Raw genomic sequence first — 26,260 nt, 5'->3', positions numbered from 1 at the left:
GGGTTGAGTCAAATGACATAGGGGTTTCTAGCCACCTCTGTCATGCGGGGAATGGCTGCTGCGAGGTGCTCGCAGCGGCCGCACGGCATGAAAACCCCTAAAGGGACGAACCTACGGGAAACCTGAGCGACGGCTGCTGAGGAGAGATTTGGCATGTTTACCAAAACAAACACAATAGTAAGTACAGAGCTACTCAACTACGTTAAGGCCCTGTCTGGGAATCGAATTGTCGTTGCGCTAGCGGGGCCGCCTGGTGCCGGTAAGTCCACCGTCTCTCAGGCCTTGGTAGAGGCTCTTAATAGCGTTATGCCGGGGAGCGCAGCTGTCGTTCCCGGGGATGGCTTTCATTACGATGACGCGGTTCTTGGATCCTTGAACCTTTTGGATCGTAAGGGCTCGCCTGATACATTCGATGTGGGTGGCTTCAGGAGTCTGCTGCTGCGGCTTCGTGCGAACAACGAACCAGTGGTTGCCGTTCCGGTATTCGATCGAATCCTGGAGATTTCCCGTGCTGCAGGACAGTTGATTCCCTCTGACGTGAAATATCTCATCGTGGAAGGAAACTACCTTCTATTAGACCTCGCCCCATGGTCGTCCTTAATAGACTGTTTTGACGCCACCATAATGCTGCAAGCTGACCGCAAAACCCTGGAAGCGCGCCTGCTTGATCGATGGCGATCATTGGGTTTCGATGAGTCTACTTCCTATGAAAAAGTTCATCGCAACGACCTTCCGAATGCCGACATTGTGATTTCGGCCAGCAATATCGCTGACTTCACGATCACAAATTAAGATCCCACTTCCTCTCTTTTGAGAAAGAATCACGCCGTTAACCAAGCGCTTTGCTTGGCTAGCTTTTTAACGCTAACAGGCCTACGAACGCTATTAACAACTTGTAGCGAACCTTTAAAGAGCGAATGACTATGTATCTGGTATGTGGTGAAGCGCTGTTCGATTTCTTCAGTGAAAACGACGTCAACGTTCAAGCTTCAAAAGTGAACTACAAAGCGATTGCCGGTGGTTCGCCGTTCAACGTCGCCGTCGGCTTGCGACGTCTGGGCATCGACGTGGCGCTGTTCGCCGGGCTGTCCAGCGACTACCTCGGCCGGCGTTTACAGCAAGTGCTGCAGGAGGAAGGCGTGCGCCCGGACTACCTGCAGGACTTCGATGCACCGACCACCCTGGCGATGGTCGCCGTCGGTGCCGACGGCTCGCCGCATTACAGCTTCCGAGGCGAAGGCTGTGCCGATCGCCAGCTGTTGCCAGGGCATTTACCTGAGTTAGGCGCTGAGGTGCGTGGGTTGCATATCGGCTCGTTCTCGCTGGTGGTGCAGCCGATTGCCGACACCCTGCTGGCCCTGGTCCGCCGGGAAAGCGGCAAACGCCTGATCAGCCTCGACCCCAACGTGCGACTCAACCCGCAACCGAATATCGAACTGTGGCGCGAACGCATCAACACTCTGGTCGAGCATGCCGACCTGATCAAGGTCAGCGACGAGGACCTGAACCTGCTCTACCCCGAGCGCGATCCGCACAGCGTGATCCATGACTGGCTGGAACACCGCTGCCAGCTGGTATTCCTCACCCGTGGCGGCCAGGGAGCAACGGTATTCAGCCGCCGCCATGGCAGTTGGTCGGCGCCGGCCTGCGCGGTGGTGATGGCTGATACCGTGGGCGCCGGCGACACCTTCCAAGCGGCGTTGATCGCCTGGCTGACCGAACAGCAGCTGGATTCGGTGGAGGGTTTGCAGCGCTTGAGTCGCGAACAGATCGACGCGATGCTCACCTTCGCCGTCAGCGCCGCCGCCCTCACCTGCGGCAAGACCGGGCCGGACTTGCCTTATCGGCATCAGTTGGATTGACTTGGGCTGTGGCAAGGATGGCTGTTGCGGGCACATTCCAAGCGCCATCCAGCTCCAAAGGCAAGCAACGACTATGGCGGAGTCGGGCCCATCGCGCTGAAAGACAAACCCTGGCTATTACTCACTTGCCATGAATTTCCCCCGCCCGTCTCGCTGAATACAACGCTGTCGAACTGTGAATCCTTCAACCCATCGATCTGCACCTTGGCCGGGCCGCTGAAGCGTACGCGTTCGAACACCAGGCCCTGATGCCAGGCGTTGCTCCGGCTATCGCCCTTGACCTCGATCGCCTTGCCTTGCGCATTCTCGACGCTCACATCAGCGACTCGGATATCCCGGAACTGCCCCGGGACTGTTGAACGCTGGTAATCCAGTTTGGCGTTCGGGTCGTTGTAGTCGAGGGTGAAAATAAAGGCCTGTTTGACGGTATTGCGCATCGCCGAATCCCGGAAGGTGACGTTCCGCGCCCCGCCGCCCATGAAGTTAGTACTCTTCATTCGCAAACCGGCATCGGTGCCGTCAGAGACGTTGTCCTCGGCCAGAATGTTCTGAATCCAGGCACCTGTGTGGCTGCCGGCAACCACCATGCCATGACCTTTGCGAAAGTAGTTGTTGAAGATCCACGCATCCTCCTGGGGCTTTTGATGCACCGCATCGGCACCGGTGCCAGCCGCGAAATTGACGCAGTCATCGCCGGTGTCGAAGAAGTTGTTGAAAACCATCGCGCCTTTGCTGTTGGCGAACTCGATGCCGTCGCCGTTGTTGGCGTCATAGGTCTGGTGCGTGGTATTGGCCAGCACCACGTTTTCGGTTTCCAGGTTCATGATCCCGTGGAACGCCGGGTTCAACACGGTGAAACCGCCGTAGAACACGTTTTTCACATTGCGCAGAGTGATCAGCGAAGAACGCATCTGCCCGTAGGCATCCTTGACATTCATGCCTCGCGCCACCGCTTGTTCGACTTGCGCCTTGGCGAGAATGCCGTCTTGCTGGTAGCGCGTGTTATCGCTGGGCAGGTAGAACGGCAAAGGCTGACCACGCTCGTCGACGATATCCGTGCGCCGCTTCCAGCCATTACCATCAAGGGTGCCCTTGCCAACGATACGGATGTTTTCGAACGACTGGTGTTGACGTGGATCGCGGGGCAAGGCGTTGATCAGCGAGGCCGGGCGCACCGTGCTCGAATACGGGTACTGAATGTAACCCGCCAGCGGATAGTCTTCGGCGCGCTCGGAACCCAGCAGTGTCGCACCCTCGGCGATTTCCAAAGTCATGTTGCTTTTGACATAAAGCGCGCCGCTTTTGTAGATGCCCTTGGGCAACAACACTTTACAGCCAACGGTACAGGCCTCGATAGCATTCTGGATGGCCAGGGTATCGAGGCTGCTGCCGTCACCCTTGGCGCCGTACTTCTTCACGTCGAACACCGGCGCAACCTTCGTCGTACGTTGCACGAGTGCCGGACTGTCAGCCGATTCCTTGCCATCGGCACCCACTGCACGCACGGTGAAACGGTATGAGGTGTCGGGTTTAAGACCTTGGGCGGTGTAGCTGTGAATGCCGATGCGGTAGTGGAAGTTCGCGGTGTCCTGCTCGTAGAAGCGATCGATATAGGGCTTGGCCGGCGATACCCGGTCATTGTTGGCGTTGCTGCTGCCCAGCAGGACGCCGTTGGCGTAGACCCGATAGTCCTTGGTGTCGGTGTGATCGGCAGGTTTTTCCCAGACGAGGATGATCTGCTGATCATCAAAGGCCAGGGTCGGCACTTGCAGTTTCGACGGTGCTTGCAGCGCCCACGATGACAGACTGCAACTCACGGCCAGGGTGGCGATCAGTGACCGCGCCAAAAAGTGTTTGGGCGGAGCAACAGCGGGAGGTTGATACGGCATGTCGTTTTCCTTGTCTTTGCCAGTCTTCAAGCCAGGGTGTCTGAACCCACGGGTTCAGGCCGATAGCCCGGCTTCTTCGAGGTATTGACTACGATTGACGAACGTCTCCCGTGGCATTTCCCGTACATCCATGGACAAGGCTTCGACGTCTGGCAGCAGGCCCAGCAATGCGGCCAACACCGCCGAAGCCAAGCTGCGTTGCTGTTCGGCACTGCGCCCGGCAAACAGGTATAGGGCCACATGGACGAAGTCATCCTGGGTAGCCCCACAGCGGTAATGGACATAACCGTTGAGTCGAACCTTGATATCCCCCGGCTTGAATACGCCAAAGGCGTCGAGGGCATCGTGCACAGTGGCCAGCAGGGTCTGCTCGCCGACGCGCTGGGCCAGGGTTACGGGGCAATCGATGAGGCAATGGGGCATGGTTGTTTCTCCGCGAATCGGTCTGTTCAAACTGCCATTTGGCGCTCGGACTCTTGGCTGAAATCACGGCTGGCCTGCACCAGCATTCTTGTATAGGCGTGGGTCGCCAGGTCCTGATTGAGTGCCTTACTGTCGAGCAGTTCAACGATCTTGCCCTGCTGCATCACCGCCACCCGATCACACAGGTGCGTCACCACACCCAGATCGTGGGTCACCATCAAATACGTGAGCTTCTCGCGCTGGCGCAGATCCGCCAGCAAGTTGAGGATTTCCGCCTGGACCGAAACATCCAGTGCCGACGTCGGCTCATCCAGCAGCAAGACCCTGGGTTCAAGAATCAGTGCACGGGCAATCGCCACTCGCTGGCGCTGACCGCCGGACAACTGATGCGGATAGCGATAGCGGTAACTGTCGTTCAAACCCACCTTGAGCAGGATCTCGCTGATCCGGTCGTCCTTGTCCGCTACCCCGTGAATGATCAGCGGCTCGCGCAGCGCAGTGTCGACCGTATGGCGTGGATGCAAGGAACCATAGGGGTCCTGAAAAACCATCTGCACTTGCCGGAAATGCGCCTTCGGAATCTTGTGCTGCAACGGCACGCCGGCAATGCTCAGCTCGCCGCTCCAGTGCCGATACTGCCCGGCCAGGCAGCGCAGCACGGTGGTTTTGCCCGAGCCGGACTCCCCCACCAAACCAAAGGATTCACCATCGGCAACGCTGAGGCTGACGTCGTGCAGCACTTGATTGAGAGCCGGGCCAACGCCGAAACTCAGGTTCAGCGCGTGTGCTTGGATCATGGGCATGGTCAATTCCTCAGCAAGTCAGCCAGAGCGGGTCGCGTTGCAGCACCGGCAATCGTTCGCGACGATTGTCCATGCTCGGCAATGCCGCCAGCAGGCCACGGGTATAGGGATGTTGGGCGTGTTGCAGGTCGCAGGCAGCCAGTGATTCCACCACCCGCCCGGCGTACATCACCAGCACGCGGTCACAGTAGTTGCGCACGAGGTTTAGGTCGTGACTGACAAAAATCAGCCCCATTTCCTGCTGCTCAACCAACTCTTCAAGCACGCTTAGCACTTGTTGGCGCACCGAGACATCGAGGGCCGAGGTCGGCTCATCGGCGATGATCACTTGCGGCCGGGTGATGACCATCATTGCGATCATGATGCGCTGGCCCATGCCGCCGGAAACCTCGTGGGGATACAAGTTGTAGACTCGCTGCGGATCACGGATATGCACCTTTTCGAGCATTTCCATTACCCGCTCACGGGCCTCGCTGCGACTGGCCTTATGGTGAGCCAGGTATGCCTCGGCAATCTGGTCGCCGACCTTGACCACCGGGTTCAGCGAGTACTTGGGGTCTTGCATGATCATCGAGATGCGCTGTCCGCGAATCTTTTGCATGACTTTTTCACTGGCCGTCAGCAAATCGACTTCACCGAACTGCATGGCCTTGGCGGTGATTCGGGTACTGGCCGGGTGCAACTTGAGCAGGCTGCGTCCCACCGTTGATTTGCCCGAACCTGACTCGCCAACGATGGCCAGTTTTTCGCGCCCCAGGGTGAAGGACACATCCCGTACCGCGTGGGTTTCTTTCTGACCATTGACGAAGCGCACATTGAGCCCTTCGACGTTCAATTTGATTGCAGACATACAGCCTCCGATTACTCGCTGCGCGGATCAAGAATGTCCCGCAGGCCGTCGCCCAACAGGTTGAAGGCCAGGCTGACCAGCATGATCGCCGCACCTGGAACAGCCACCAGCCACCAGCACTCAAGCATGTAGCGCCGGCCTGTCGATATCATCGCGCCCCACTCCGGTGACGGTGCCTGGGCGCCCAGGCCGAGAAAGCCCAACGCCGCGGCGGTGAGGATGATCCCGGCCATGTTCATGGTCAGGCGGATAATCACCGACGACATGCACATCGGGACGATGTGCCGCAGAATAATTCGCGATGTCGAAGCACCTTGCAGCTCGACCGCCACGACGAAATCCGCCTTGCGCAACGACAGGGTTTCGGCCCGTGCCAGCCGCGCAATCGGCGGCCAGGAAGTCAAGGCAATCGCCACCACCGCGTGTTCGAGGCCAGGACCAAGGGCCGCGATAAACGCCAGCGCCAATACCAGGCTGGGGAAAGAAATGAAGATGTCGGTCAAGCGCATGAAGACCGTGTCCACGAGGCCACCGTAATAGCCGGAGACCGTGCCGATAAACAGCCCGATAGGACCGACTATCACCGTGACCAGCGTGATGATGTACAGGGTGATACGTGAGCCATAGACCAACCGGCTAAAGATATCCCGGCCGTATTCATCGGTGCCGAACCAGTGAACGGCGCCGGGCGCCTGTAGCGCGTTGGCGAGGTTCTGTGCCACTGGATCATGAGTGGCGATCCAGGGGGCAAATGCCGCGACCACGACCAACAGCATCGCGACCAGCAGCCCAGCCAGGGTCATTGGGTTACGCAACAGGTGGTGCAGCACTTTCAGGCCGCTCTTGCACAAGGCATCGAAGCTGGACCCGGGGGTGCGATCCACCTGCCGCTTGGCGTTGGAATCGGTAGAAGACATGTTGGCAATCATTGGCATGTTCTCGGGTTGAATTCAGGATCACCCGGCGCGTCCGCAGACACGTCCGGCCGCATTCAGCGTTGCTTGTAGACGCCCAGGTAACGCGTCGCCTCGGCATCATCGCCAGCGAAGCCCTTGACGTCGGCAGCGCTGACCACGGTGTCGGTCATCTGCGAAATCATCAGGATCGGCCCGACCTGCTGGTCGTAGAGTTCCTGCGCCTGGTGATACAGGCTGAGCCGCTGCGCCCCGTCGCGTTCGACCCCGGCCTGGTCGATCAAACTGTTGAGCTGCGGGTTAAAGAACGAGGCACGCCAGACCTGGAAGTTTGGCAAGCCGGCGTCATCGCTGTTGTTGGGGTTGTAGGCGAACGTCCGCAGGCTGAAATACGGATGCGGATACCGCTCGGCGCCCCGTGCGACGATGATCTCGAAGTTGCGCGCACGCATCGCGCCATACACCTGATTGCCGGTGCCGGTGACGATACTGGCCTTGATCCCGCCTTCGGCCAACGTCGCTTGCAAGCGCGCGGCGATGTCGATGAAGGGTGGCTCCGACAACGTACGAATCGTGGTGCTGAAACCCTCGGGATAACCGGCTTCGGCGAGCAGTTTTTTCGCCTTGGGCACGTTCATGTGATAGCCCGGATCCGGCAGGCGCGCTTCCAGGCTCAGTTGCATCGGTTGTTGATTGAGCTTGCCGTAATACGGCATCACCTGTTCGTCCAGGCCTTTGTAGTCGATCAGGTTGCGCACCGCTTCGCGCACCTCTGGCTTGGCGAACTTGGGCTGCTTCATGCTCATCGCCACGTAGTACATCGTGCCGCGCGGCAACGACTGCACCTGGATTTTGTCCGAGCCGTCGATGGCCCGAATGTCTGGGGCCGCCATGCCGTAGGCCAGGTCAAGGTCACCGCGTTCAAGCATCAAGCGCAGCGACTGGGATTCGGTCATGTGCCTTACCACCACGCGCTTGAGTTTGGCCGCGCCGCCCCAGTAGCCATCGAATCGGGTCAGCAGCAGCGAGTCGTTGGCGCTCCATTTGGTCAGTACAAATGGACCGCTGCCGGCTTCGTTGGTCACCAGCCAGCCAGCACCCAAGTCACCGTTTTTCTCGTGTGCCAGGGCGGTCTTGCGATCCACCACCACGGCGCTGGGTGAGATGGCCAACGAGTCGATCAACAGCAGCGGATCCATGGTTTGCGGCAAGTCGATCATCAGCGTGTGGGCATCACTGGCGCGGATCAGCGACTGGATGTTATCGACGCTGTAGCCGTAAGCCTTCCAGGTCGTCGCCAGACCGAAGTTGAGTTTCATCACCCGGTACAGCGACCAGGCCACGTCCTCGGCAGTCAGCGGATGACCAGAATGGAATTTCACGTCCTGGCGCAGGTGGAACGTCACCTGCTTGCCGTCCTCGCTGATCTCCCAGCGTTCGGCCAATTGCGGCAGGTGTTTTTCCGGGTTGCCTTGATCACGCTTGATCAATGTGTCGTAAAGGTTGGCGTTGACGCCGGAGGCATCGAGGCCGGGGGCGTTGGCCGGATCAATCGAGAACAGGTTGACCATGCTCATGCCGACGATCAATTGATCAGCCGGGGTCTTGGCATTGGCCATTGTCATCGGCCCCAAGGCCAGAACGGCCGCCAACAGGCTTATGTGCAGTTTCGAAAAAGCAGTCTTCATTCAAGGATCCTTCTTTTTATAGTTTTATCGGTACTGCAGCAGCGTTGTGGATTAACGGGTGCGGGGGTCGAACACCTTGTACAAGGCATCGCTGATCAGGTTGAGCGCGACAAAGATCAGTCCAATCACCAACACACAGCCCATCACCGCGTTCATATCGCCGAGCATCAAACTGCTGGTGAGGTATTGGCCGAAACCCGGCCAGGCAAACACCGTCTCGATGAGCACCGCGCCTTCGAGCAGCGAGCCATACGCCAGCGCCACGACCGTCAGCAACTGCACGAGGATGTTGCGAAAGGCATGCCCCCACACCACTTGGCGGCGTGACAGTCCCTTGACCCGGGCGGTGATGATGTACTCCTGAGATAACTGTTCGAGCATGAAGCTGCGCGTCATCCGGCTGATGTAGGCCACCGAGTTCAGGCCGAGAATCAGCGCCGGCAACACGATGTGGCGCAAAGCGCTGGCAAAGGCTTCCCAGTCCCGCGCCAGAGTCGAATCGATCAGCAACAGGCCGGTAACCTCGGGCACCATGCCGTCATACGCCAGATCAATCCGCCCGGCACCACCGGCCCAGCCGAGCCAGGCGTAGAAGACCAGCAGGCCCATCATGCCCAACCAGAAAATTGGCGTGGAGTAACCGAACAGAGTGATCACCCGCGCCACATGATCCCCAAGACGTCCCTGATTACTGGCCGCGCACACGCCCAGCGGCAAGCCGATCAGCACGCCAAACAGGATGGCCAGGGTGGCCAGTTCAATGGTCGCCGGAAATACCCGCAGGATGTCGTCGAGTACCGGGTGACCGGTCAACAGCGCGTTGCCGAAATCGCCATGGAGCAGGTCATTGAGGTACAGGCCGAACTGGGTCCAGATCGGTTTATCCAGCCCCATCGCCCGGTAGACCTGGTCGTAAGTGGAACTGTCCGCGTCCGGCCCGACCACCGCCAGTACCGGGTCCAGCGGCATGACTCGGCCGATGACAAAAGTCAGGGCCAACAGGCCGAGCAACGTCACCAGCACCGTACTGGCGCGCCGGACGGTATTGGAAGCGCGAGCGCCCATGACAGAGGCAGTCATAACAAACATAGTGAGCTCCTGATAAATCGGTCACCGCTGTAGCCACGACGCGAGGCTCACCCCGCGCGGTTTTCAGCGCTTCTTGTAGACATCCTTGTAGCGCGTGGTCGCTGCCGTGTGGCCTTGAAAGTCGGCAACGTCGGCGTAGATCAGCACCGTGTCGGTCATCTGCGAAACCGGCAAAATCGCGCCCACCTGTTGATCGAGTTGCTTCTGGATTTCCCGGTACTGGGCCAGTTGTTTGTTGGCGTCAGGCTCGACTTCAGCGCTCTCGATCAGTTGGTTCAACTCAAGGTTGTAGAAGGAGGTGCGCCAGCCCTGGAAGTTACTCAACTTGGCTTCATCGCGGTTATCCGGGTTGTACACCAGGGTGCGCAAGCTGGAGTGGGGATGCCGCTCTGCCCCGCCACCGCCGCGCCCGACGATGATGTCGAAGCTGCGTTCACGCATGGCACCGTAAATCTGGTTACCGGTGCCCGTGATGATGCTGGCTTCGATCCCGGCCTGAGCCAGCGTCGACTGCAAGTTGGAAGCGATGTTGATAAAGGGGGGCTCGGCCAGCACGCGGATGGTGGTCTTGAAGCCGTTGGGGTAGCCCGCGTCAGCTAACAGTTTTTTCGCTTCATCGACATTCAGCCGATAACCGGGATCGGGCAAGCGTGCGGCGAGGCCCAGTGGCAACGGCCGTTGATTGATCACGCCATAGTGCGGCATGACGGTCTGGTTGATGCCTTGGTAGTCGATCAGGGAGCGCACTGCCTTACGTACTCGTGCGTCGGCAAACATCGGTTGCTTCACACTCAGCGCTACGTAATAGAGCGTGCCGCGCTGCAAGGTTTGAGTGCGCACCTTGTCGCTTTTTTGCAGGGCTTCGATATCCGGCGCGGACATGCCTTTAGCGATATCCAGATCGCCGCGTTCGATCATCAAGCGCAACGACTGCGACTCGGTCATGTTGCGCATCACGATGCGTTTGAGTTTGGCCGGACCACCCCAGTATCCGTCGAAGCGGCTCATCAGAATCACGTCGTTGGCACGCCAGTCATTGAGCACGAAGGCCCCACTGCCGGCCGCATGGGTCACCAGCCAGGCGGCGCCCATGTCGTTGTTCTTCTGATGTTCGAGGACTTTCTTGCGGTCGAGAATGAACGCACTTGGCGAGGTCGCCAGGGTGTTGAGCACCAGCAGCGGATCGGTCGGCCGTGGCAACTCAATGACAAAGGTATTGGCATCCGTGGCGCGCATAGAGCGCTCGACGTTCTCGGCACTGAAACCGTACGCCTTCCAGGTCGAGGCCAACGCCAGGTTGAGCTTGAGTACCCGTTGCAGCGACCAGGCGACGTCTTCGGCAGTCAAGGGGTTACCGGACTGGAACTGCACACCGGTGCGCAGGGTGAAGGTCAGGGTCTTGCGGTCATCGCTGACCTGCCAACGTTCAGCCAAGGCCGGCAGCAGGCGATCAGGCTGGGCGACGTCTTGCACCAGCAACATGTCATAGAGATTGGCATTGATCTCCGACACATCCAGCCCGGTGGCTGCCGCCGGGTCGAGGGACAGCAGGTTGATCATGCTCATGCCGACAATCAGTTGATCGGCCGGCGTCTTGGCATAAGCCACAGGTAAAACGGCGACCGCCAGGGTGGCCGCCAATACCCGCGCCCACAGCGAAGGAAGAATGTTCATAGCGAGAGTGCCTTTCTTATATTTATAGGGCTCTCGGACGGCCCGGCGTGCACCGGGCAGCCCGTGTACAGGTCAGAAGCTGTTAAGCGTATGGGTCTCGATAAACTCGAAATCGATCTCTTCACCCAGGCCCGGCAAATCGGACAGGCGCACAAAACCATCGTTGTCCATCGGATCGACAAGGCGCTTGAGGTACGCCGGCACCTCGTCGTAATCCAGGTACGGATGCAGCAATCCACGCTCATACCAGGTGCAATTCTTGATCGCCCCAACCACCGCCAGGTTCGCCGCGCCATTGCCATGGATTTCACAATCCATGCCGAAGGATTCGGCCATGTGCGCGACCTTCAGACACGGTGCGATACCACCGACGCCAGCCACACCGGCACGCAGGATGTCGCAGACGTCATTCTTGACCCAGCTGGCCCGGCTCAAGTGTTTGCCCGACAGGGTTTCCGGTCCCAGTACCGGGATCTCCAGTTGGCCCGCCAGCCAGGCATAGGACTCAGCAGACTCTTCCATCATCGGTTCTTCGAACCAGGCAAAGTCGAGTTTTTCCAACTCACGCCCGATGTAGAGGGCATCGGTGCGGCTGTACCAGTGATAACCATCGAGCATCAGGGCGATGTCCGGCCCCACCGCTTCGCGCACGGCGGCGCACGCTTTAATGTCGATGCGCGGGCTTGGGGCGAAGGACACGGGCGGCATCCAAGTGTGCAACTTAATCGCCTTGTAGCCGCGCTTGACCAGCGTTTCAGCGAAACGCCCGTAGTCTTCCGGTGTCGCCAGCCCGCCGGGCAGCTCATCGCCGCACATGGTTGAGCCGTAAGCCGGGACCTTGTCGCGAAAGCCGCCAATCAACTTGTGTACCGGCACGCCAAGCTTGCGCCCCGCCCAGTCCCATAACGCTTGTTCCACCAAGGCCAAGGCACGATCGGTCAACTGGCTGGCACTGCCACGCTGCCAGTGCGCCAGGTCGTGCCAGACTTTCTCGCGATCAAACGCGTTCTGCCCGACCAGCACTTTGCGTACAAAACCGTCCAGCACATAAGGACGAATCAGTTCCGGCGCACCAAAGGCATAGCCTTCACTGCCGTCTTCGGTCTGGATGCGCAGCAAAGCCATTTGGGCTTGGGTGACATCACCTGGGTGAGCGTGGCCAGCGCTATCCACTGCGCGGCGGGTCGGGTAGGCAAATACCTGGACGTTGACTGCTGTGATTCTCATGGACGTCTTTAGCCTTCTTATTGGATTTGTGACAGGAGTGTCGTCTGTTGTCGCCGATCATATGTCATCGTACAACACATGAAAAGACCCAATAAATAACCTACACCCCCTGCCTTTTTCCTCAATACCCAATCAAAACGCCCGTATTTAAAGACAACCAAGGAATAACACGCATTGCTTAAAAGCCCTGTTCACACGGCACATGTGTAACAACATGTTTCAAAACGAGCAATAACCCATAGACGAGTCGTCTTGTCGTACGATAACGTATATCAGCACCACAAATGAGATCCATACGCAACACCATGCTGCTCGTAGTACACGTCAAACGACCCTAACAAAAACAAAAAAGAAGACCGTATGAACACCACCCTACGCACGCTCGTTACTGTCGCGACCCTCAGCCTGCCCTTCTGCGTCAGCGCTGACTCTGCCAGCATCAACTACCGCCACCAGTACACCGAGGACGACAGCGCCCACGCTGACCGAATCAAGTTCAACTACCGTCTGGACAGTGGACTGGGCTTTGAAGCGGAAATGAAATACCGCACGGCCGGCGACCGTGAAGATGTCGCCTACGACAACATGGTCAACAACGGCCATGAGTTCACAGTCAGCTACAACTACAAGCTCAGCGCGCAATCGACGCTGACCCCGGCCTTCCAGATGGACAGTTCGAAGGACTCGACCACTTACAAGTTCGGCCTCAAGTACAACTACAAAATCAACGATGCCTTCTACGTCGCCACGCGCTATCGCCTGGACGCCAAGAAACTGGATCGTGACCAGGTCAATGAAGACATGCCCGACCACATCAAGGATGACCAGACCACCAACCGCTTTGAAGGCTGGCTCGGCTATACGCCTGCCAACAAGTGGGCCTACGAATATCAGTTCATCTATTTCAAGACCGACTACATCCGCTACGACAACAAGAAGAGCGATTACGAACAGAACCTGATCGTCAAATACAAACTCACCAAGGAATGGGCGCCGTTCATGGAAATCGGCGACGTAAAAGTCGACTCCACGTCCCCCGATCGCCAGGCGCGCTGGCGTCTGGGCGTCCAGTACAACTTCATGTAAGACCAGGTATTGCCTGACGATCGCGCATCGCTCGCCAGGCAAGCGCCCCACCCCCGAACCAACACGTCACTACCGTTCAATGGAAGATCTGACCATGACCACACAACCCGCCTCGCCTAGACCCTTCAACCGCATTCTGCTGACAGGCGCCGCCGGCGGCCTGGGCCAGATCCTCAGAGAAACCCTGCAGGCTCACGCCGAAATTGTCCGCGCCTCGGACATCAGCCCCATGGCACCCAGCCGTGGTCAGTATGACGAAGTGATCAACTGCAACCTGGCCGACAAGGCCGCAGTCGCGGCGCTGGTCAAAGACGTCGATGCCATCGTCCATCAGGGCGGGATTTCAGTGGAGCGGCCCTTCGAGGAAATCATGGAGGCCAACATCCGCGGCACCTTTCATATTTATGAGGCGGCGCGGCAACACGGGGTCAAGCGAATTGTTTTTGCCAGCTCCAACCACGTCACCGGTTTCTACCCGCAGGACGTCGAACTGGATGCTCACTCTCAGCGCCGACCGGATGGCTATTACGGTTTGTCCAAGGCTTACGGCGAGGACATGGCGACGTTCTACTTTCACCGCTATGGCATCGAAACGGTAAGTTTGCGGATCGGTTCATCCTTTCCGGAGCCGCGCAACCTGCGAATGCTCTCGACATGGCTCAGCTATCCGGACCTGGAGCACCTGGTAGCTCGAGCCCTGCTGGCCAGCAATGTCGGACACAGCGTGGTTTACGGTGTTTCCAACAATCGTGATCAGTGGTGGAGTAATCGCCATGCCGCCCACCTGTGCTTTGCCCCGCAGGACAGTTCGGAGGTCTTTCGCACGCAAATTGAGCAACAACCCAAACCTGCCGCTGACGATCCCAACAGCCTGTTCCAAGGGGGAGCATTCACGGCTGCCGGGCCGTTCGGTGACCTGCCGGAAACACACCAATGAATGCCGAACTCATCGTCGACGCACGCAACGCAACCGGCGAAAGTCCGGTCTGGCAAGCTCAGGAGAATGCGTTGTATTGGGTGGATATTCCCGCGGGCCGCTTGCACCGCTGGCAGCCAGATGGCAAGACTGACTGTTGGCAGGCGGACGAAATGCTCGCCTGCATCGCCCGTAGTCCGGCGGGTCATTGGTTGGGGGCGCAGGAAAGTGGAGTGTTCAAACTGGTGCCTCGGACTGACGGACGCCTGCGCGCCGAAAAACTCGCCGGCGTCGAGCATGCCCGGCCGCAGATGCGCTTCAACGATGGACGCTGCGACCGCCAGGGACGCTTCTGGGCCAGCACGATGCAAACCAACATGGGCGTCGACGCGGTCGGGGCGCTCTATCGCTACGATCCGGATACCCGTCAGCTTACTGCGCAAGTGGAAGGTCTGGTGGTGCCCAACGGTCTGGCCTTCAGCCCCGATGGCAGAACCCTGTACCTGTCTGACTCGCACCCAACCCGGCAGCAGATCTGGGCGTTTGACTACGACATCGACAGCGGCACGCCACACAACCGCCGCCATTTCGTCGACATGAACGCCCACCCGGGTCGACCGGATGGCGCGGTCGTGGATTCGGAGGGCTGCTATTGGATCTGTGCGATTGATGCCGGCCTGGTGCTGCGCTTTACGCCCGAAGGAAAACTGGATCGCTCGCTGCCACTGCCGGTGAAGAAACCGACGATGTGTGCCTTTGGCGGCGCCCGACTCGACACGCTATTTGTCACCTCGATTCGCCCGCAAGGCATCGACCTCAGTGACCAGCCACTAGCGGGCGGTGTGTTCGCCTTGAATCCAGGCATCAAAGGCCTGCCCGAACCCATGGCACGAGCCTGAAGCCTGCGTTCAGTCGTTCAACGCCTCGGCTTCTGCGGCCTCATACGCGCGCCGCATTCGCTCGCGGCTGTTGGACAAGTGCAGGCGCATCGCCGCCCGAGCGGCGTCGGCATCCCGCCGGACAATCGCCTTATAGATGTCTTCATGCTCGCGGCTCAGACGTTCCAGATAGGGTTCCTTGTTGTCATTGACCACTCGTGTGGAATGCAGGCGCGCGCGCGGGAGGATGCTGACCCCAAGATGCAACATGATGTCGGTGAAATAGCGGTTACCCGTGGCCAACGCGATCTGCTGGTGAAACTGGAAATCCGCGGACACCGCATATTCGACACTGACCGCCCTGGAGTTCAGGGCGTCCAGCGAGTCACGCATCAGTTGCAGTTGCTGGTCGGTACGGCGTACGCAGGCCAGGCCGGCCGCCTCCACTTCCAGGCTGATGCGCAGCTCAAGCACCGCCAACACATCCTGCAACGTGACAATGCTGGCCGGGTCGATTCGAAAACCGCTCGGGCTCGGGATGTCCCGAACAAACGTACCGATGCCATGCCGGGTTTCCACCAGGCCTGCCGCTTGAAGGCGCGATATAGCCTCACGCACCACCGTGCGACTGACACCATGTTCCTCCATGACCTGAGATTCAGTGGGCAGCTTTGTCGCACGGGCGAGCTCACCGCTGCAAATACGCCGGGAAAGTTCGGTCACCAACTCCTCCGCCAGACTTCGGTGCCTGCGGCGAACACTGGGTTGGATATTCAGTTTGTCCATCAAAAACAAAAATCTCGGTTTTTCGAATGATTGCGCATCATAGCTCATTCAGTTGTACGACAACGCATCAGCTCAAATGATGGTATTTCGCATGCAGCGGACGTTCGATTCGCGGCAATGGCGACAAGGACGTCGCTCGAGAAACGCTGAGAAATTGCGCGTTACGCACTCACGTTAATCAAGGATCTGATTATTCATGACAAAACCTAAAACCTTCAATGCTTGCAAACTGGCAAGCGCCATCGTCGGGTCGCGAGTTCGCCGCCAAGCAGGCTCTATAGCCCGAAGGCGACTGCTCAAGCGTTATCAAGCAGTCGCCGAACGTTCGAGGAAAACGTCGCCGGGCATCAGCGTTTACAGCGTAAGAAACAGCGCCGAGGTCCAGACTCGGGATTGATCGCGCTGCCGGGCGCAGATGAACAATGGATGTTCACGGCCCGGCTGCAGATTCAGCTGCGTCAGCTCGATCTGCCCTTGCAGCTCACGGGGCAGCGGCGCAGAGGTTGTTCTTTCAAGGGACACTTTCAGTTCCGCTCCTGGCAGCTCCTCGATCACTTGTGATTGCGCCAGTAACTCCTCACCGGACAACTCCATCAGCACAGTCGGCGCGTGTACGTAAGGTTGCGGTTCAGACGGATCGCCGACCTTGATGTAGTTGTCGATGCGGCTGTGGATCTGCAGCGTCGCGCCGGCCAGCTGCGACAGGTCGATTTCAATACTGTCGGTGTCGCCGTTGGTGTCGGTGCGAAAGGCCAGAACCGTTGCATCCTTGCGCCATACGGTTTGCTCGGGGTGATCGAGTCCCAGGGCGCGAAAACCATTGATGACCGCGCCCGACACGCGAATCTCGCCGGTCCAGTAAGCGCCGCGATAGCGGTCCTTGATTCGTGCGCCCCCCAGACGCAGCCGAATACGTTGGGCGGAAAACCCCAGTTCCTGATGCAGATTGCGCGACCAGATCAACTTGTCGCCATCGAACAGATCGACCTGCTCCCAACCCGCCTCGCCCAGCAGTCGATAGTCCAGCGTGGCATTCGAATCGGCCGTGAACACTTCACCCATAAAGTGCTGGCCCTGGCGCAGGCTGGCAAATGAACGCTCGCCAGTGGTGGCAAAGGTGCGACGGGCGCGAAGTGCCTTGCCGACACTGGCTCGGTCGAAAGCCTCAGCGACAACACCGGTCAGCCCGCCACGGGAGCCGAACACCGCCGTGGCCGGGACACCTCCGCCGCAACGCCCCTGGTGCTCATCGCTGTTGGCAGCGGCACCGACCCGATAACCACGCTGAAGCGCTTCGGCGTAGACCCAATGGAATTGCCCCCAGGCCGAACCAACTTCGATCAGGCGTTCCAACTCCGGGTGATGCCAGTCGAGGTTGCAACGGCGACCACCGACATGGGGCATCATCAGATGGCCTTCAGGATCCTTGGCATAAGCCGCGTACAACTCGTCCACCGGCCAGGCGCCCGGCTTGATGGTGCCGGCGGTGAACTCGTTCCATTCGAAGGAACGCACCAGCCGCCCTTGATTGTCGAAGGGAAACTCAGGTTTGCGGTCATGCAGGAATACCACATTACGGTCGCCGCCCGCGCAAGAATTGCCGCACCATTCGGTGCCGGGATAACAAACAAATCGACCCGGTTCATTGAGCTCGTGAATCAACTGGACCGCCTGGTCCCAGCGTTGCTCGGTAATGTTGAAGTCGTTGGCGGTGTAGCCGAGTACGTCGAGACCGGCGACATCGCGACCGTAGCTGAGGTTGTAGAGCGTGTCGTTGGTACCCACGGTGTCATCGGAGTGCACATGCAGATCGGCGTACAGCGGGCGCAATGCCGTGCCGCCCGGATCGACCGTGACAAACGCCTGGGCCGCGCGTACAAAAGGTGCCGACACCTCGGCCGCCAAACGCCACTCGCCCACTGCACCAAGGTCAAAACCTTCAAGCCGGGCAGTCGCCCAACCTTCAGTTGCCAGGGTGAACGGTTGTTGTCGTTCGCCCCCTTCAGGGTCAACGAGGGTCAGCACGCCCTGGAGCGGCAAGTTGCGGCAGGTGTTACCCCAGGCATCATCCACCCTGAGCAAAACGTCGAACGCCTCACCCGCACTGACCAGGCGAGGGACAATCAGCTGCACGCTTTGCGCCGGTCCCGGCACGATGTTCAGCAATGGATCGCCCGGCACCTCGGCAAACTTCGAGCTGCCCAGTGGGTCGATGAACAGACGAAAACGGAAGTCTTTCTCGACAAAACTCTGCACCCGCGTCCCCGCGCCGCCCTGACGACGATCGCCCAGGCGAATGGTGATCTTGTCCCCCGGGTTCAGGTAACCGTCGATGATGTCGATGATGATCGCTTTCTGAAATGGCCGTTCATGCCCCTTCTGATCGAAGCGCACTTTCAAGTGCTGCACCGTGGCCTGGCTCTGTCCAGGGACCAGCTCACCGGCTTGATACTCGGCGCTGACATAGTTTGGGCCGGCCGGATTCGAGGTCTGGAACAAGGCCCAGTCAGAGTAGAACTTGAAGGCCAGTTTCAGCCACGCGCCGTCCGCCAGACCGCTGCCACCGACCTCGTAGACCAGAGTGATTTCATCCCATTGACCGGCAATCAGCGTGTCACGATCACAGCTGATGCTGCCCAGGAACGGGCGTTTCTTGTTGCGTTCGTAGAGGCCTTGCGGGGCAATGTAATGCCCGGCTTCGCGGGGATCGAAAACGTTACTCACATGACACCTCGTGCAGTGGTCCACTAAAGATTTGAAGGGTTCGAAAACAATGCTTATTGCACGCGCCATTTCTGGTAGTGACGCTCGATACGCCGGAACACAAAACTCTCCATCAGCCAGGCAATCAGGCCGATCAGGACAATACCTAGCAGCACCTGACTGCTGTTGCCGATCTGCCCGCCTGTTGACACCATCCAGCCAATGCCTTGGGACGCGCCGATCATTTCCGCCGCGACCAATGCCCGCCAGCCCTGGCTGAAACCGATGCGCAAGGCCGCCGTCACGAAGGGCAATGAGGCCGGCAGGTAAACGTGGGCCAGCAATTGCCAGGAATTGGCGCCCAGAGTGCGTGCCGCGCGGACTTCACCGCCGCGAATACTCTGCACACCTTCCTGAATGGTCACCGCCATGGGGAACATCGCGGCAATGAAAATCACCAACACGATGGAGACATAACCCAGGCCGAAAATGATCATGATCAACGGCGCCCAGGCAATCGGCGGGATGGCCATGAACAGGCTGTTGAGCGGCGAGATGAAATCGCGAAACCGCGAGGACAGCCCCCCGGCCGTACCCAGCAGAATCGCAACGATCACCGCCGCACAGAAACCACCCACCTCTTCGAGGACACTGGCCCTGAGGTGCTGCCACAGCGAACTGTCGCCCAGCCAGCGCACAGCCTCGCGGGCGACGTCCCATGGCTGCGGCAGGATGTAAGTGGGAAAGCGGCTGGCCAGGGCGATCCAGATCAACAGCAGGAATGGCAGTGAGGCCCATCCCCAATTGGCTTTTGGCAAGGACATGGCGAACTCAGCGCGAGGCTTTTTCCAGGTAGGAGGTATCCACGATCTGGTCGGTCTTGAGCGTGGTATCGATAAAGCCCAGGTCGTGGGAGTAATTCATCAGGCGCTGGATGAACTGAATGTCCGAAACCTGCAAGTCCGCGGACCAGCCCAGTCGAGTCCGCGCTTGGGCAACGATGGTTTCTGGAGCAATGGTTTTGCCGTCAACGCCTTGCACCGGCTCGAGTTTGAACGCCTCTGCGATAACTCGATTCGACTCGGCAGGATGTTCGTTGAGGAAAGCGATGGCCTTGCGATGAGCGCGCAGCAGCTTCACCACATCGTCCGGTCGCTCCTGCAAGGTTTTCGGTAACGCGATCACCACGTACCACGGGTATTCAGGCAACGCCTGGTTGACATCCAGCAGAATCCGGCTCGATCCGCGCAACAACGACTGGCTGACAAAGGGCTCCCAGGAAAACGCTGCGTCGACGATGCCGCGTTCCAGTGCGGCGTTCATATTGCCGGGTGGCATATCGATGATGTCCAGGTCCTTGTCAGGATTGAGCCCGGCCTTTTCTTTCAGGACGTAACCGCGCAGCAACACATCCATGCCACTGCCCTTCTTGACCCCGGCCAGTTTTTTCCCCTTGAGATCATCCAGGCTGGTAATCGGACTCTTGGCGTCGACAATCACCGCCGCCTGGCCGTAATTGACCTTGGCCAGAATCCGACTTTGCAGCCCCCGGGAAAACCATTGGTACACCGGAGGCGTACCGACATAAGCGACATCCAGTTCACCGGCGGCCAGTGCCTGCTGGATCACCGGGCCATCGCCCAATGCCTTGAGATCGACATTCAAGCCTTCCTCGCGGTAGTACCCCTGTTTGTCGGCGATCAACGCCGGCGCATTGGCCATGGCGAAGACATAACCCACACGCAAGGGTTTCTCCTCACCTGCCACGGCGAATGTGCTGCTTGCCACTGCGGCAACAGACAATGAAAGGGCAAGCAGCGTACGTTTGATCATGCTGTCAACTCAGGTTGGCGGGTTGGATAAGCGGTGGCTGCAGACACTTCCATGACCTGGGAAATGCGTTCCATCAGCTCATTGCGGTAATCGAGAAAGGCCGGCAAGCAGCGGGTTTTCAGGTTGGAGCGAGGGCGCGGCAGATGAATACGCAGTTCGCTATGGATACCGCCTGGGGCGATGTTGAGCACGATGACCCGATCCGCCAGGAACACCGCTTCGTCGATATCGTGGGTAATGAACAACACCGTCTGGCCCAGTTCGGCCCAGATGCGCAAGGTCTCTTCGTTCATGCTGTTGCGGCTGATGGCATCCAACGCGGCAAATGGTTCGTCCATCAGCAACACACTGGGCTCGAGTGCCAGGGTTCTGGCCAGGGAGACGCGCTGCTGCATTCCGCCAGAGAGCTGATGCGGCAATCGATGTGCCGCATTCTCCAGACCGACCAGGCGCAGGTACTGCAGTGCTTGAGCCCGCTGCTGCGATTCGTTGGCCTGAGCCGTCATCCGTAGACCGAAACGGACGTTTTCCAAAGCGCTCAGCCAGGGAAACAACTGCGGCGCCTGAAACACATAACCCAACTCCGAACGCTCCGGACGCACCGCCGTCTGATTGATACTGATCTGACCGCTCTGAGGTTGCTGGAAGCCTGACAACAAATTCAGCAAGGTGGTTTTCCCGCAGCCGGAGGGCCCCAGGATCGCGACGAACTCGCCGGGCTTGGCGTTCAGACTGAAAGAGGTGAACACCCGATGCCCATTGGGGTAGCTGAAGCTGATGTCATCGACCGTCAGCGCATCGGCTTGCGGCTGTATGTAAGAAGTGGTTTCGAGCATGGCAAGTGTCGTCAGGTCGTTTACAATGGGAATGCCTGACATAATACGTATTAATACAAGTAGTCCCAATAACCTATTTTTATAACCTTAGAAGTGAAGGCGCACCGCCCTCCTCCAAGGCCATGGAAACCGACAGTGTCTACGTCCATTCTTCGCGACAGCACCACCTCGCTCTACGAACAGATCGCCCATCAGCTATTGGAAGAGATTCAACGCGGCGACTTTGAGCCCAGCGGCAAGCTGCCGTCAGAAGCGGAGCTGGGCAAACGCTTTGCAGTGAGCCGCGTCACGGTTCGCCTGGCGGTGGGCAAGCTCAGCGACGACGGCGTGGTGGAACGCAAGCAAGGCAAAGGCACCTTCGTGGCGGCCAAACAGGTTCGGCATGGCCTGGATGCATTGCGTAGTTTTCATGAAGCCTTATTGTTGCAAGGGCTCAAACCGAGCATGCAGGTCATCAGCCATACGTTGCAGCCCGTTCCTGAGCCCTTGCGTGGCTTGTTTGAAGCAGCGGACGATTGCCTGCTGCTGGAGCGACTGCACTTCGTCGATGATGAACCCATTGCGTTGGGACGCAGCCATTTACCTGCCGAATTGGCGAGCGTGGTCTGGACTGAAGTCGAACATCAGCCGATCTATTCCATTCTCGAGTCGATCACCGGCTTGGCGGTCACTCGCGCCGACCTGGCAATCCGTGCGCAAGAAGCCGACAAAAGCCTGGCCAGTGCCCTGCACGTCAAACGTGGCGCGGCACTGTTGGTCATGGAGCGCACCTCTTATTTTGCCGACGGCCGCTGCTGCGACCGTACGACCTTTTACATCCGCCCGGAACGTTATGCCTTTGTCCTCAGTGGCGTCTTCAAGTCCAGACCCGCACAGGCCGATTGATCGTGCGGGCGCTACCTGCCTACCAGTTACAACGTGTACGAGAAACCCATTTGCACGGTTCTCGGCGCGCCCGGATAGGCGTAAACGTTGCCAAAGGCGCCTTCATCATAGTGGCTGTCGAACACATTCTTCAGGTCGAGGTTAAGCCGCAGGTGTTCGTTGACTTTGTAAAAGCTGAGCAGGTCGAATACCTCGTAGCTATCCATGGAGAAGGCATTGGCCGCGGTCTGGCCGGCGCGCTCGTCGACATACTTGGCGCCCAGTCCCAGGCCCAGTCCTTTGAGGCCACCGTCCTGAAACTCGTAGACGTTCAGCAGGCTGAAACTGTTGCGCGGAATGTTCACCAGGCGGGTGCCTGACTTCAGCACGTTGTCCTGGGTGACTTCAGCATCCACGTAGGCGTAGCCACCGATCATGCGCCACTCCGGGGTGAGGTTGCCGGCCACGTTCAGATCAAAGCCACGGCTACGAACTTCACCCGCCGCAACACTGAAGGTCGAGTCCACCGGGTCTGTCGTCAGGACATTGCGTTTTTCGATCTGATACACCGCGGCATCCACGCTTAACTGACGATCAAGGGCCTGCCACTTGACGCCCACCTCGTAGGATTTGCCTTCTTCAGGTTTGAAGCCGCCGCCCGTTCGACTGGCACCGCTGTTGGGCTTGAAGGACCGCGCCGTGTCGGCATAGATCGCCACGGTCGGGGTCAGATCGTAGATCAGCCCCAGACGCGGGGTGACGGCGTTGTCGCTGTTGGTCCAGCTCACACCGTTGACGAGGTTGTTGTCGTAATCATGTTCGAAGCGTTCGAAACGTACGCCTGCCAAGACTTTCAAGCGCTCGGTCAGCGTTACCTGATCTTGCACGAAAGCGGCATAGGTCTTGAGGTTTTCCTGATCATTGGTGGTGGTGCGGGTCAGCGCTGGACGCGGCTGGCCATAGACCGGATCAAAAATATCGATAGGGTAGGCACTCACCGCCCCACCGGAACGACGGATGATCGACTTGTAATCGTAATCCTCATACTCGATGCCCGTGAGCAACGTGTGGTCGAATCCGGCCGTGGATAAATGCCCGGTCAGGTTCAACTGCACATCCCGGTCACGCCATTCCAGTTTGCGGTAATTGAAGTTGCGTCCCAACGTTCGGCCGTCGGCAGCGACCCCGTTGCCTTCAATGGCATTGCCTTGCAGACTGCCGTCGAGAAATTGCGTGCCGCCGCCCAAAGTCCAGTTGTCGTTCAGGAAATGCTCGAAACGCAGTTGCGCCATGTTGTTGTCGTTGTGCAGCTTGCCGATATCCTTCTCACCGAAAAAAGTATCCCGCGACGCGACACCGATCTGATTGCGATATCGGGTCACACCCCGATCGAGCGGCGCGTTGTTGCGCATGAAATCGCCTTCGAAGGTGATACGGGTGGTGTCGTTGACCTGCCAACCGAGGACCGGCGCCACACCGTAACGCTCGTTTTCGACGTGATCACGAAAGGTGTCGCCACCCTCGCCTATCACGTTGAGCCGATAGGCCAGTCGCCCTTCATCATCCAGCGGCCCTGAGGCATCCAGCGTTGCGCGACGCATGCCCTGATCATTGAGCTGACTGCCCAGGGTCACAGTGCGCTCGGTCAGGGGTAGTTTGGACACCACGTTGAAGGTGCCGCCCGGGTCGCCACGGCCATAGAGCGTGGTGGCTGGCCCGCGCAGGACCTCCAGGCGCTCGATGGTATTGGCATCGGGCATGTTCGGATAACCGCGGTTGATCGGGAAACCATTGCGGTAGAACTCACCGGTGGTAAAGCCACGCACGGTGAAAGTGGTCAGGCCCTGGCCACCGAAATTATTCGCGCGGCCCACGCCTCCGGCGTAATCGAGAGCGTCTTGCAAGCGGGTGGCGCCGAGGTCTTCCACGACCTCCCGAGTGACCACGCTGATCGATTGTGGGGTTTCATGAATCGGAGTGTCTGTGCGCGTCGCACTGGCCGAACGGGTCGCCCGATACCCCTGGACCGGGCCTTGGGCCGGCTCTTCGAATGTGCCGTTGATGTCGATCGCTTGTAACTCTATTGACGCAGGATCAGTCGGTGCCTGGTCAGCCCAAGTGGTCTGGGAAATGGCTTGGATCACACACAGAGAAACGAGAGTTCGACGCATCGACATACAACCTTGAGAAGATGCCGGGCACTTCAGGAGCTCGGCGAGAATTGACGGCGAATAATATCAATTCCCATTCTCAGCCGGTACTCTTTTATCTCGCCAGAGTAGTGAACAAGTTGCGAGATTAACTCCTATGATCAACGTGGCCAGGTACATCAGTGATGCAATAGCCTCATAAAGCCTCTCATCGTATAGGCTTTGAAAGGCCGGAAAATCCTGAGTAATGAGCTCAAAAGTCCATCGCGATATAGTTTTATACCCGAACGCTGGCAAAAGTTGATTCGTTGCGAGCTTGGCCGAGCGCCGACGACGGGTCGGACAACGGTGACAGCCCCTGCGCTTGTGGCAGCGGTATCATTGCCACTTGTTGCGTGGTGTTGGAACCCACACGCTCGTCGCGTGGTGGAATGCCGTAGTACTCGCGGTAGCACTTGGAGAAGTGCGGTGTGGACACGAAGCCACACACCGACGCCACTTCGATGATCGACATGGGGGTTTGCTTGAGCAGTTGTCGGGCGCGAATCAGGCGCAGTTTCAAGTAATAGCGGGACGGTGAGCAGTGCAGGTATTTCTGAAACAACCGCTCCAGCTGACGCCGCGACACGGAGACAAAGACTGCCAGTTCGTCGAGGTCGATCGGTTCTTCGAGGTTGGCGTCCATCAGCGCCACGATTTCCTGCAACTTTGGCTGGTTGGTGCCAAGCATGTGCTTGAGCGGAACACGCTGGTGATCCTGCTCGTTGCGGATGCGCTCGTAGACGAACATCTCCGAAATCGCCGCCGACAGTTCACGGCCGTGATCGCGGCTGATCAGGTGCAGCATCATGTCCAGTGGCGCGGTGCCACCGGAGCTGGTGAAACGGTTACGGTCCAGGGTGAACAGTCGTGTACTCATGACTACTCGCGGGAAGGCTTCCTGCATGGACGCCAGAAACTCCCAGTGAACACTGCAATCGTAACCGTCGAGCAAACCGGCACCAGCAAGGGCCCAGCTGCCGGTGCACACGGCGCCCAGGCGCTTGGACTGACGCGCCTGACTCTGTAGCCACGATACATGCGCGCGGGTTACGGAGCGTTGAATACCGACACCACCGCAAACAAAGATGGTGTCCATGGCAGGCGCATTGTGTATCGAGGTGTCTGGGATGATCTGCAAGCCGTCGCTGGCCAAGACCTTGTTTCCGTCGGCAGTGAGGGTCGTCCAGCGATACAGTTCGCGACCGGACAATTGGTTAGCCATGCGCAGAGGTTCCACCGCGGAAGCCAGAGAAATCAGTGTGAAATTGTCCAACAGCAAAAAGCCGATGGATTGAGGCGCACGGTTCTGGGGCTTCGCCCCGGAGTTGAAGGTCGTCATTACAGTAACTCCTCACCCCAAACAGGTATCGGCCTCAGGCGCAGGCTCTTTTTATTGCCCGTCCAAAACAGGCCGGACTATTTATAATTTTAGTGCAAAAATCACGCCGCAGTTGGAATAGACTTCCAATCAATTCGAAAAACGACATGTCGATGCTTCTATATGGAGGGTCGCAAGAACGAAGGTCAAAAGCGAAACGGATCGACCTGGTAAACTTGCTTATAATCTGCGAGCAATTTGGTAGCAGTCATGGAGGATACTTGAAAACGAGAACTTGCTTGTTACCGACTGGCACAGATCGTTCTTTTGAACAATGCAATGCCGGCTACAACAAAACGTCATAACAATGGAAACTCCGGGAACAGATATGTTTATGGATTTTTTCGCTGATTATCTGGAGTAATGAAT

Annotated in this window: 22 protein-coding genes; 6 read left to right on the top strand and 16 right to left on the bottom strand. The window is 58.5% G+C overall.

Going from position 1 to position 26,260, the window contains the following annotated elements:
* The first annotated feature begins 153 nt into the window (after positions 1-153).
* Both AB7M22_RS11100 and AB7M22_RS11095 read left to right on the top strand, forming a co-directional pair.
* A complete protein-coding gene (locus tag AB7M22_RS11100; RefSeq protein ID WP_454186303.1) occupies positions 154-792 on the top strand; it encodes a nucleoside/nucleotide kinase family protein in 639 nt (212 codons plus the stop codon).
* A 131-nt stretch (positions 793-923) separates the two neighbouring features.
* Positions 924-1,862 carry a carbohydrate kinase family protein gene (locus tag AB7M22_RS11095; protein WP_454186302.1) on the top strand — a complete coding sequence of 313 codons (939 nt, stop codon included), beginning with the start codon at positions 924-926 and terminating at the stop codon, positions 1,860-1,862.
* A 71-nt stretch (positions 1,863-1,933) separates the two neighbouring features.
* On the opposite strand, the gene AB7M22_RS11090 is transcribed toward AB7M22_RS11095, so the two are convergent.
* The 9 genes from AB7M22_RS11090 to AB7M22_RS11050 all read right to left on the bottom strand — a co-directional run bounded on the left by AB7M22_RS11090 (position 1,934) and on the right by AB7M22_RS11050 (position 12,419).
* A complete protein-coding gene (locus AB7M22_RS11090; RefSeq protein WP_454186301.1) occupies positions 1,934-3,751 on the bottom strand; it encodes a glycosyl hydrolase family 28 protein in 1,818 nt (605 codons plus the stop codon).
* Positions 3,752-3,805: 54 nt separating this feature from the next.
* On the bottom strand, positions 3,806-4,174 hold the full coding sequence (locus tag AB7M22_RS11085; protein WP_454186300.1) for a 5-carboxymethyl-2-hydroxymuconate Delta-isomerase: 369 nt from the start codon (positions 4,172-4,174) through the stop codon (positions 3,806-3,808).
* 26 nt (positions 4,175-4,200) lie between these two features.
* Entirely contained in the window at positions 4,201-4,977 is a 777-nt protein-coding gene (locus AB7M22_RS11080; RefSeq protein WP_008006396.1) for an ABC transporter ATP-binding protein, read from the bottom strand.
* Positions 4,978-4,987: 10 nt separating this feature from the next.
* Positions 4,988-5,827 (bottom strand): ABC transporter ATP-binding protein, encoded by an 840-nt coding sequence (locus AB7M22_RS11075; protein ID WP_008006397.1) that lies wholly within the window; start codon positions 5,825-5,827, stop codon positions 4,988-4,990.
* Positions 5,828-5,838: 11 nt separating this feature from the next.
* Positions 5,839-6,756: an ABC transporter permease gene (locus AB7M22_RS11070; RefSeq protein ID WP_008006398.1), complete on the bottom strand. Its 918-nt coding sequence runs from the start codon at positions 6,754-6,756 to the stop codon at positions 5,839-5,841.
* A 62-nt stretch (positions 6,757-6,818) separates the two neighbouring features.
* Positions 6,819-8,429, bottom strand: a complete 1,611-nt coding sequence (locus AB7M22_RS11065) for an ABC transporter substrate-binding protein (protein WP_454186299.1) — start codon at positions 8,427-8,429, stop codon at positions 6,819-6,821.
* Positions 8,430-8,480: 51 nt separating this feature from the next.
* Complete coding sequence (locus AB7M22_RS11060) at positions 8,481-9,494, bottom strand: ABC transporter permease (RefSeq protein WP_454188788.1); 1,014 nt, start codon at positions 9,492-9,494, stop codon at positions 8,481-8,483.
* A gap of 87 nt (positions 9,495-9,581) precedes the next feature.
* Entirely contained in the window at positions 9,582-11,192 is a 1,611-nt protein-coding gene (locus AB7M22_RS11055; RefSeq protein WP_008006401.1) for an ABC transporter substrate-binding protein, read from the bottom strand.
* A gap of 72 nt (positions 11,193-11,264) precedes the next feature.
* A complete protein-coding gene (locus AB7M22_RS11050; protein WP_454186298.1) occupies positions 11,265-12,419 on the bottom strand; it encodes a mandelate racemase family protein in 1,155 nt (384 codons plus the stop codon).
* Positions 12,420-12,779: 360 nt separating this feature from the next.
* Between AB7M22_RS11050 and AB7M22_RS11045 the strand changes: the two genes are divergently transcribed.
* The 3 genes from AB7M22_RS11045 (at position 12,780) to AB7M22_RS11035 (ending at position 15,320) form a co-directional block, all read left to right on the top strand.
* The gene (locus AB7M22_RS11045) at positions 12,780-13,505 is read left to right on the top strand and encodes an oligogalacturonate-specific porin KdgM family protein (RefSeq protein ID WP_454186297.1); all 726 of its coding nucleotides are present in this window, start codon (positions 12,780-12,782) and stop codon (positions 13,503-13,505) included.
* 94 nt (positions 13,506-13,599) lie between these two features.
* Positions 13,600-14,442 carry an NAD-dependent epimerase/dehydratase family protein gene (locus tag AB7M22_RS11040; RefSeq protein WP_454186296.1) on the top strand — a complete coding sequence of 281 codons (843 nt, stop codon included), beginning with the start codon at positions 13,600-13,602 and terminating at the stop codon, positions 14,440-14,442.
* Complete coding sequence (locus AB7M22_RS11035) at positions 14,439-15,320, top strand: SMP-30/gluconolactonase/LRE family protein (RefSeq protein WP_454186295.1); 882 nt, start codon at positions 14,439-14,441, stop codon at positions 15,318-15,320. Before AB7M22_RS11040 ends, AB7M22_RS11035 begins: the two co-directional genes overlap by 4 nt.
* Positions 15,321-15,329: 9 nt before the next feature.
* Here AB7M22_RS11035 and AB7M22_RS11030 read toward each other — a convergent pair whose 3' ends face one another.
* From AB7M22_RS11030 to AB7M22_RS11010, 5 genes are all read right to left on the bottom strand, one after another.
* Entirely contained in the window at positions 15,330-16,085 is a 756-nt protein-coding gene (locus tag AB7M22_RS11030; RefSeq protein WP_454186294.1) for a FadR/GntR family transcriptional regulator, read from the bottom strand.
* A 354-nt stretch (positions 16,086-16,439) separates the two neighbouring features.
* Positions 16,440-18,809, bottom strand: a complete 2,370-nt coding sequence (locus AB7M22_RS11025) for a hypothetical protein (protein WP_454186293.1) — start codon at positions 18,807-18,809, stop codon at positions 16,440-16,442.
* Between the two features lie 53 nt (positions 18,810-18,862).
* Entirely contained in the window at positions 18,863-19,612 is a 750-nt protein-coding gene (locus AB7M22_RS11020; protein ID WP_454186292.1) for an ABC transporter permease, read from the bottom strand.
* A 7-nt stretch (positions 19,613-19,619) separates the two neighbouring features.
* Positions 19,620-20,621, bottom strand: coding sequence for an ABC transporter substrate-binding protein (locus AB7M22_RS11015; protein ID WP_454186291.1), 1,002 nt, complete (start codon positions 20,619-20,621; stop codon positions 19,620-19,622).
* Entirely contained in the window at positions 20,618-21,457 is an 840-nt protein-coding gene (locus AB7M22_RS11010; RefSeq protein ID WP_454186290.1) for an ABC transporter ATP-binding protein, read from the bottom strand. The genes AB7M22_RS11015 and AB7M22_RS11010 overlap by 4 nt, the downstream gene beginning before the upstream one ends.
* 135 nt (positions 21,458-21,592) lie before the next feature.
* Here AB7M22_RS11010 and AB7M22_RS11005 point away from each other — a divergent pair, with 135 nt between their 5' ends.
* Positions 21,593-22,342 carry a GntR family transcriptional regulator gene (locus AB7M22_RS11005; RefSeq protein ID WP_454186289.1) on the top strand — a complete coding sequence of 250 codons (750 nt, stop codon included), beginning with the start codon at positions 21,593-21,595 and terminating at the stop codon, positions 22,340-22,342.
* A 26-nt stretch (positions 22,343-22,368) separates the two neighbouring features.
* On the opposite strand, the gene AB7M22_RS11000 is transcribed toward AB7M22_RS11005, so the two are convergent.
* Together AB7M22_RS11000 and gbdR are read right to left on the bottom strand one after the other, a co-directional pair.
* Complete coding sequence (locus AB7M22_RS11000; protein ID WP_454186288.1) at positions 22,369-24,492, bottom strand: TonB-dependent siderophore receptor; 2,124 nt, start codon at positions 24,490-24,492, stop codon at positions 22,369-22,371.
* 256 nt (positions 24,493-24,748) lie between these two features.
* On the bottom strand, positions 24,749-25,852 hold the full coding sequence (gene gbdR / locus AB7M22_RS10995; RefSeq protein WP_454186287.1) for a choline metabolism transcriptional regulator GbdR: 1,104 nt from the start codon (positions 25,850-25,852) through the stop codon (positions 24,749-24,751).
* Positions 25,853-26,260: the final 408 nt, after the last annotated feature.

This window comes from Pseudomonas sp. ADAK2 TE3594 (genome assembly GCF_053628675.1).
This window is presented reverse-complemented; position numbering and strand designations above follow the sequence as displayed.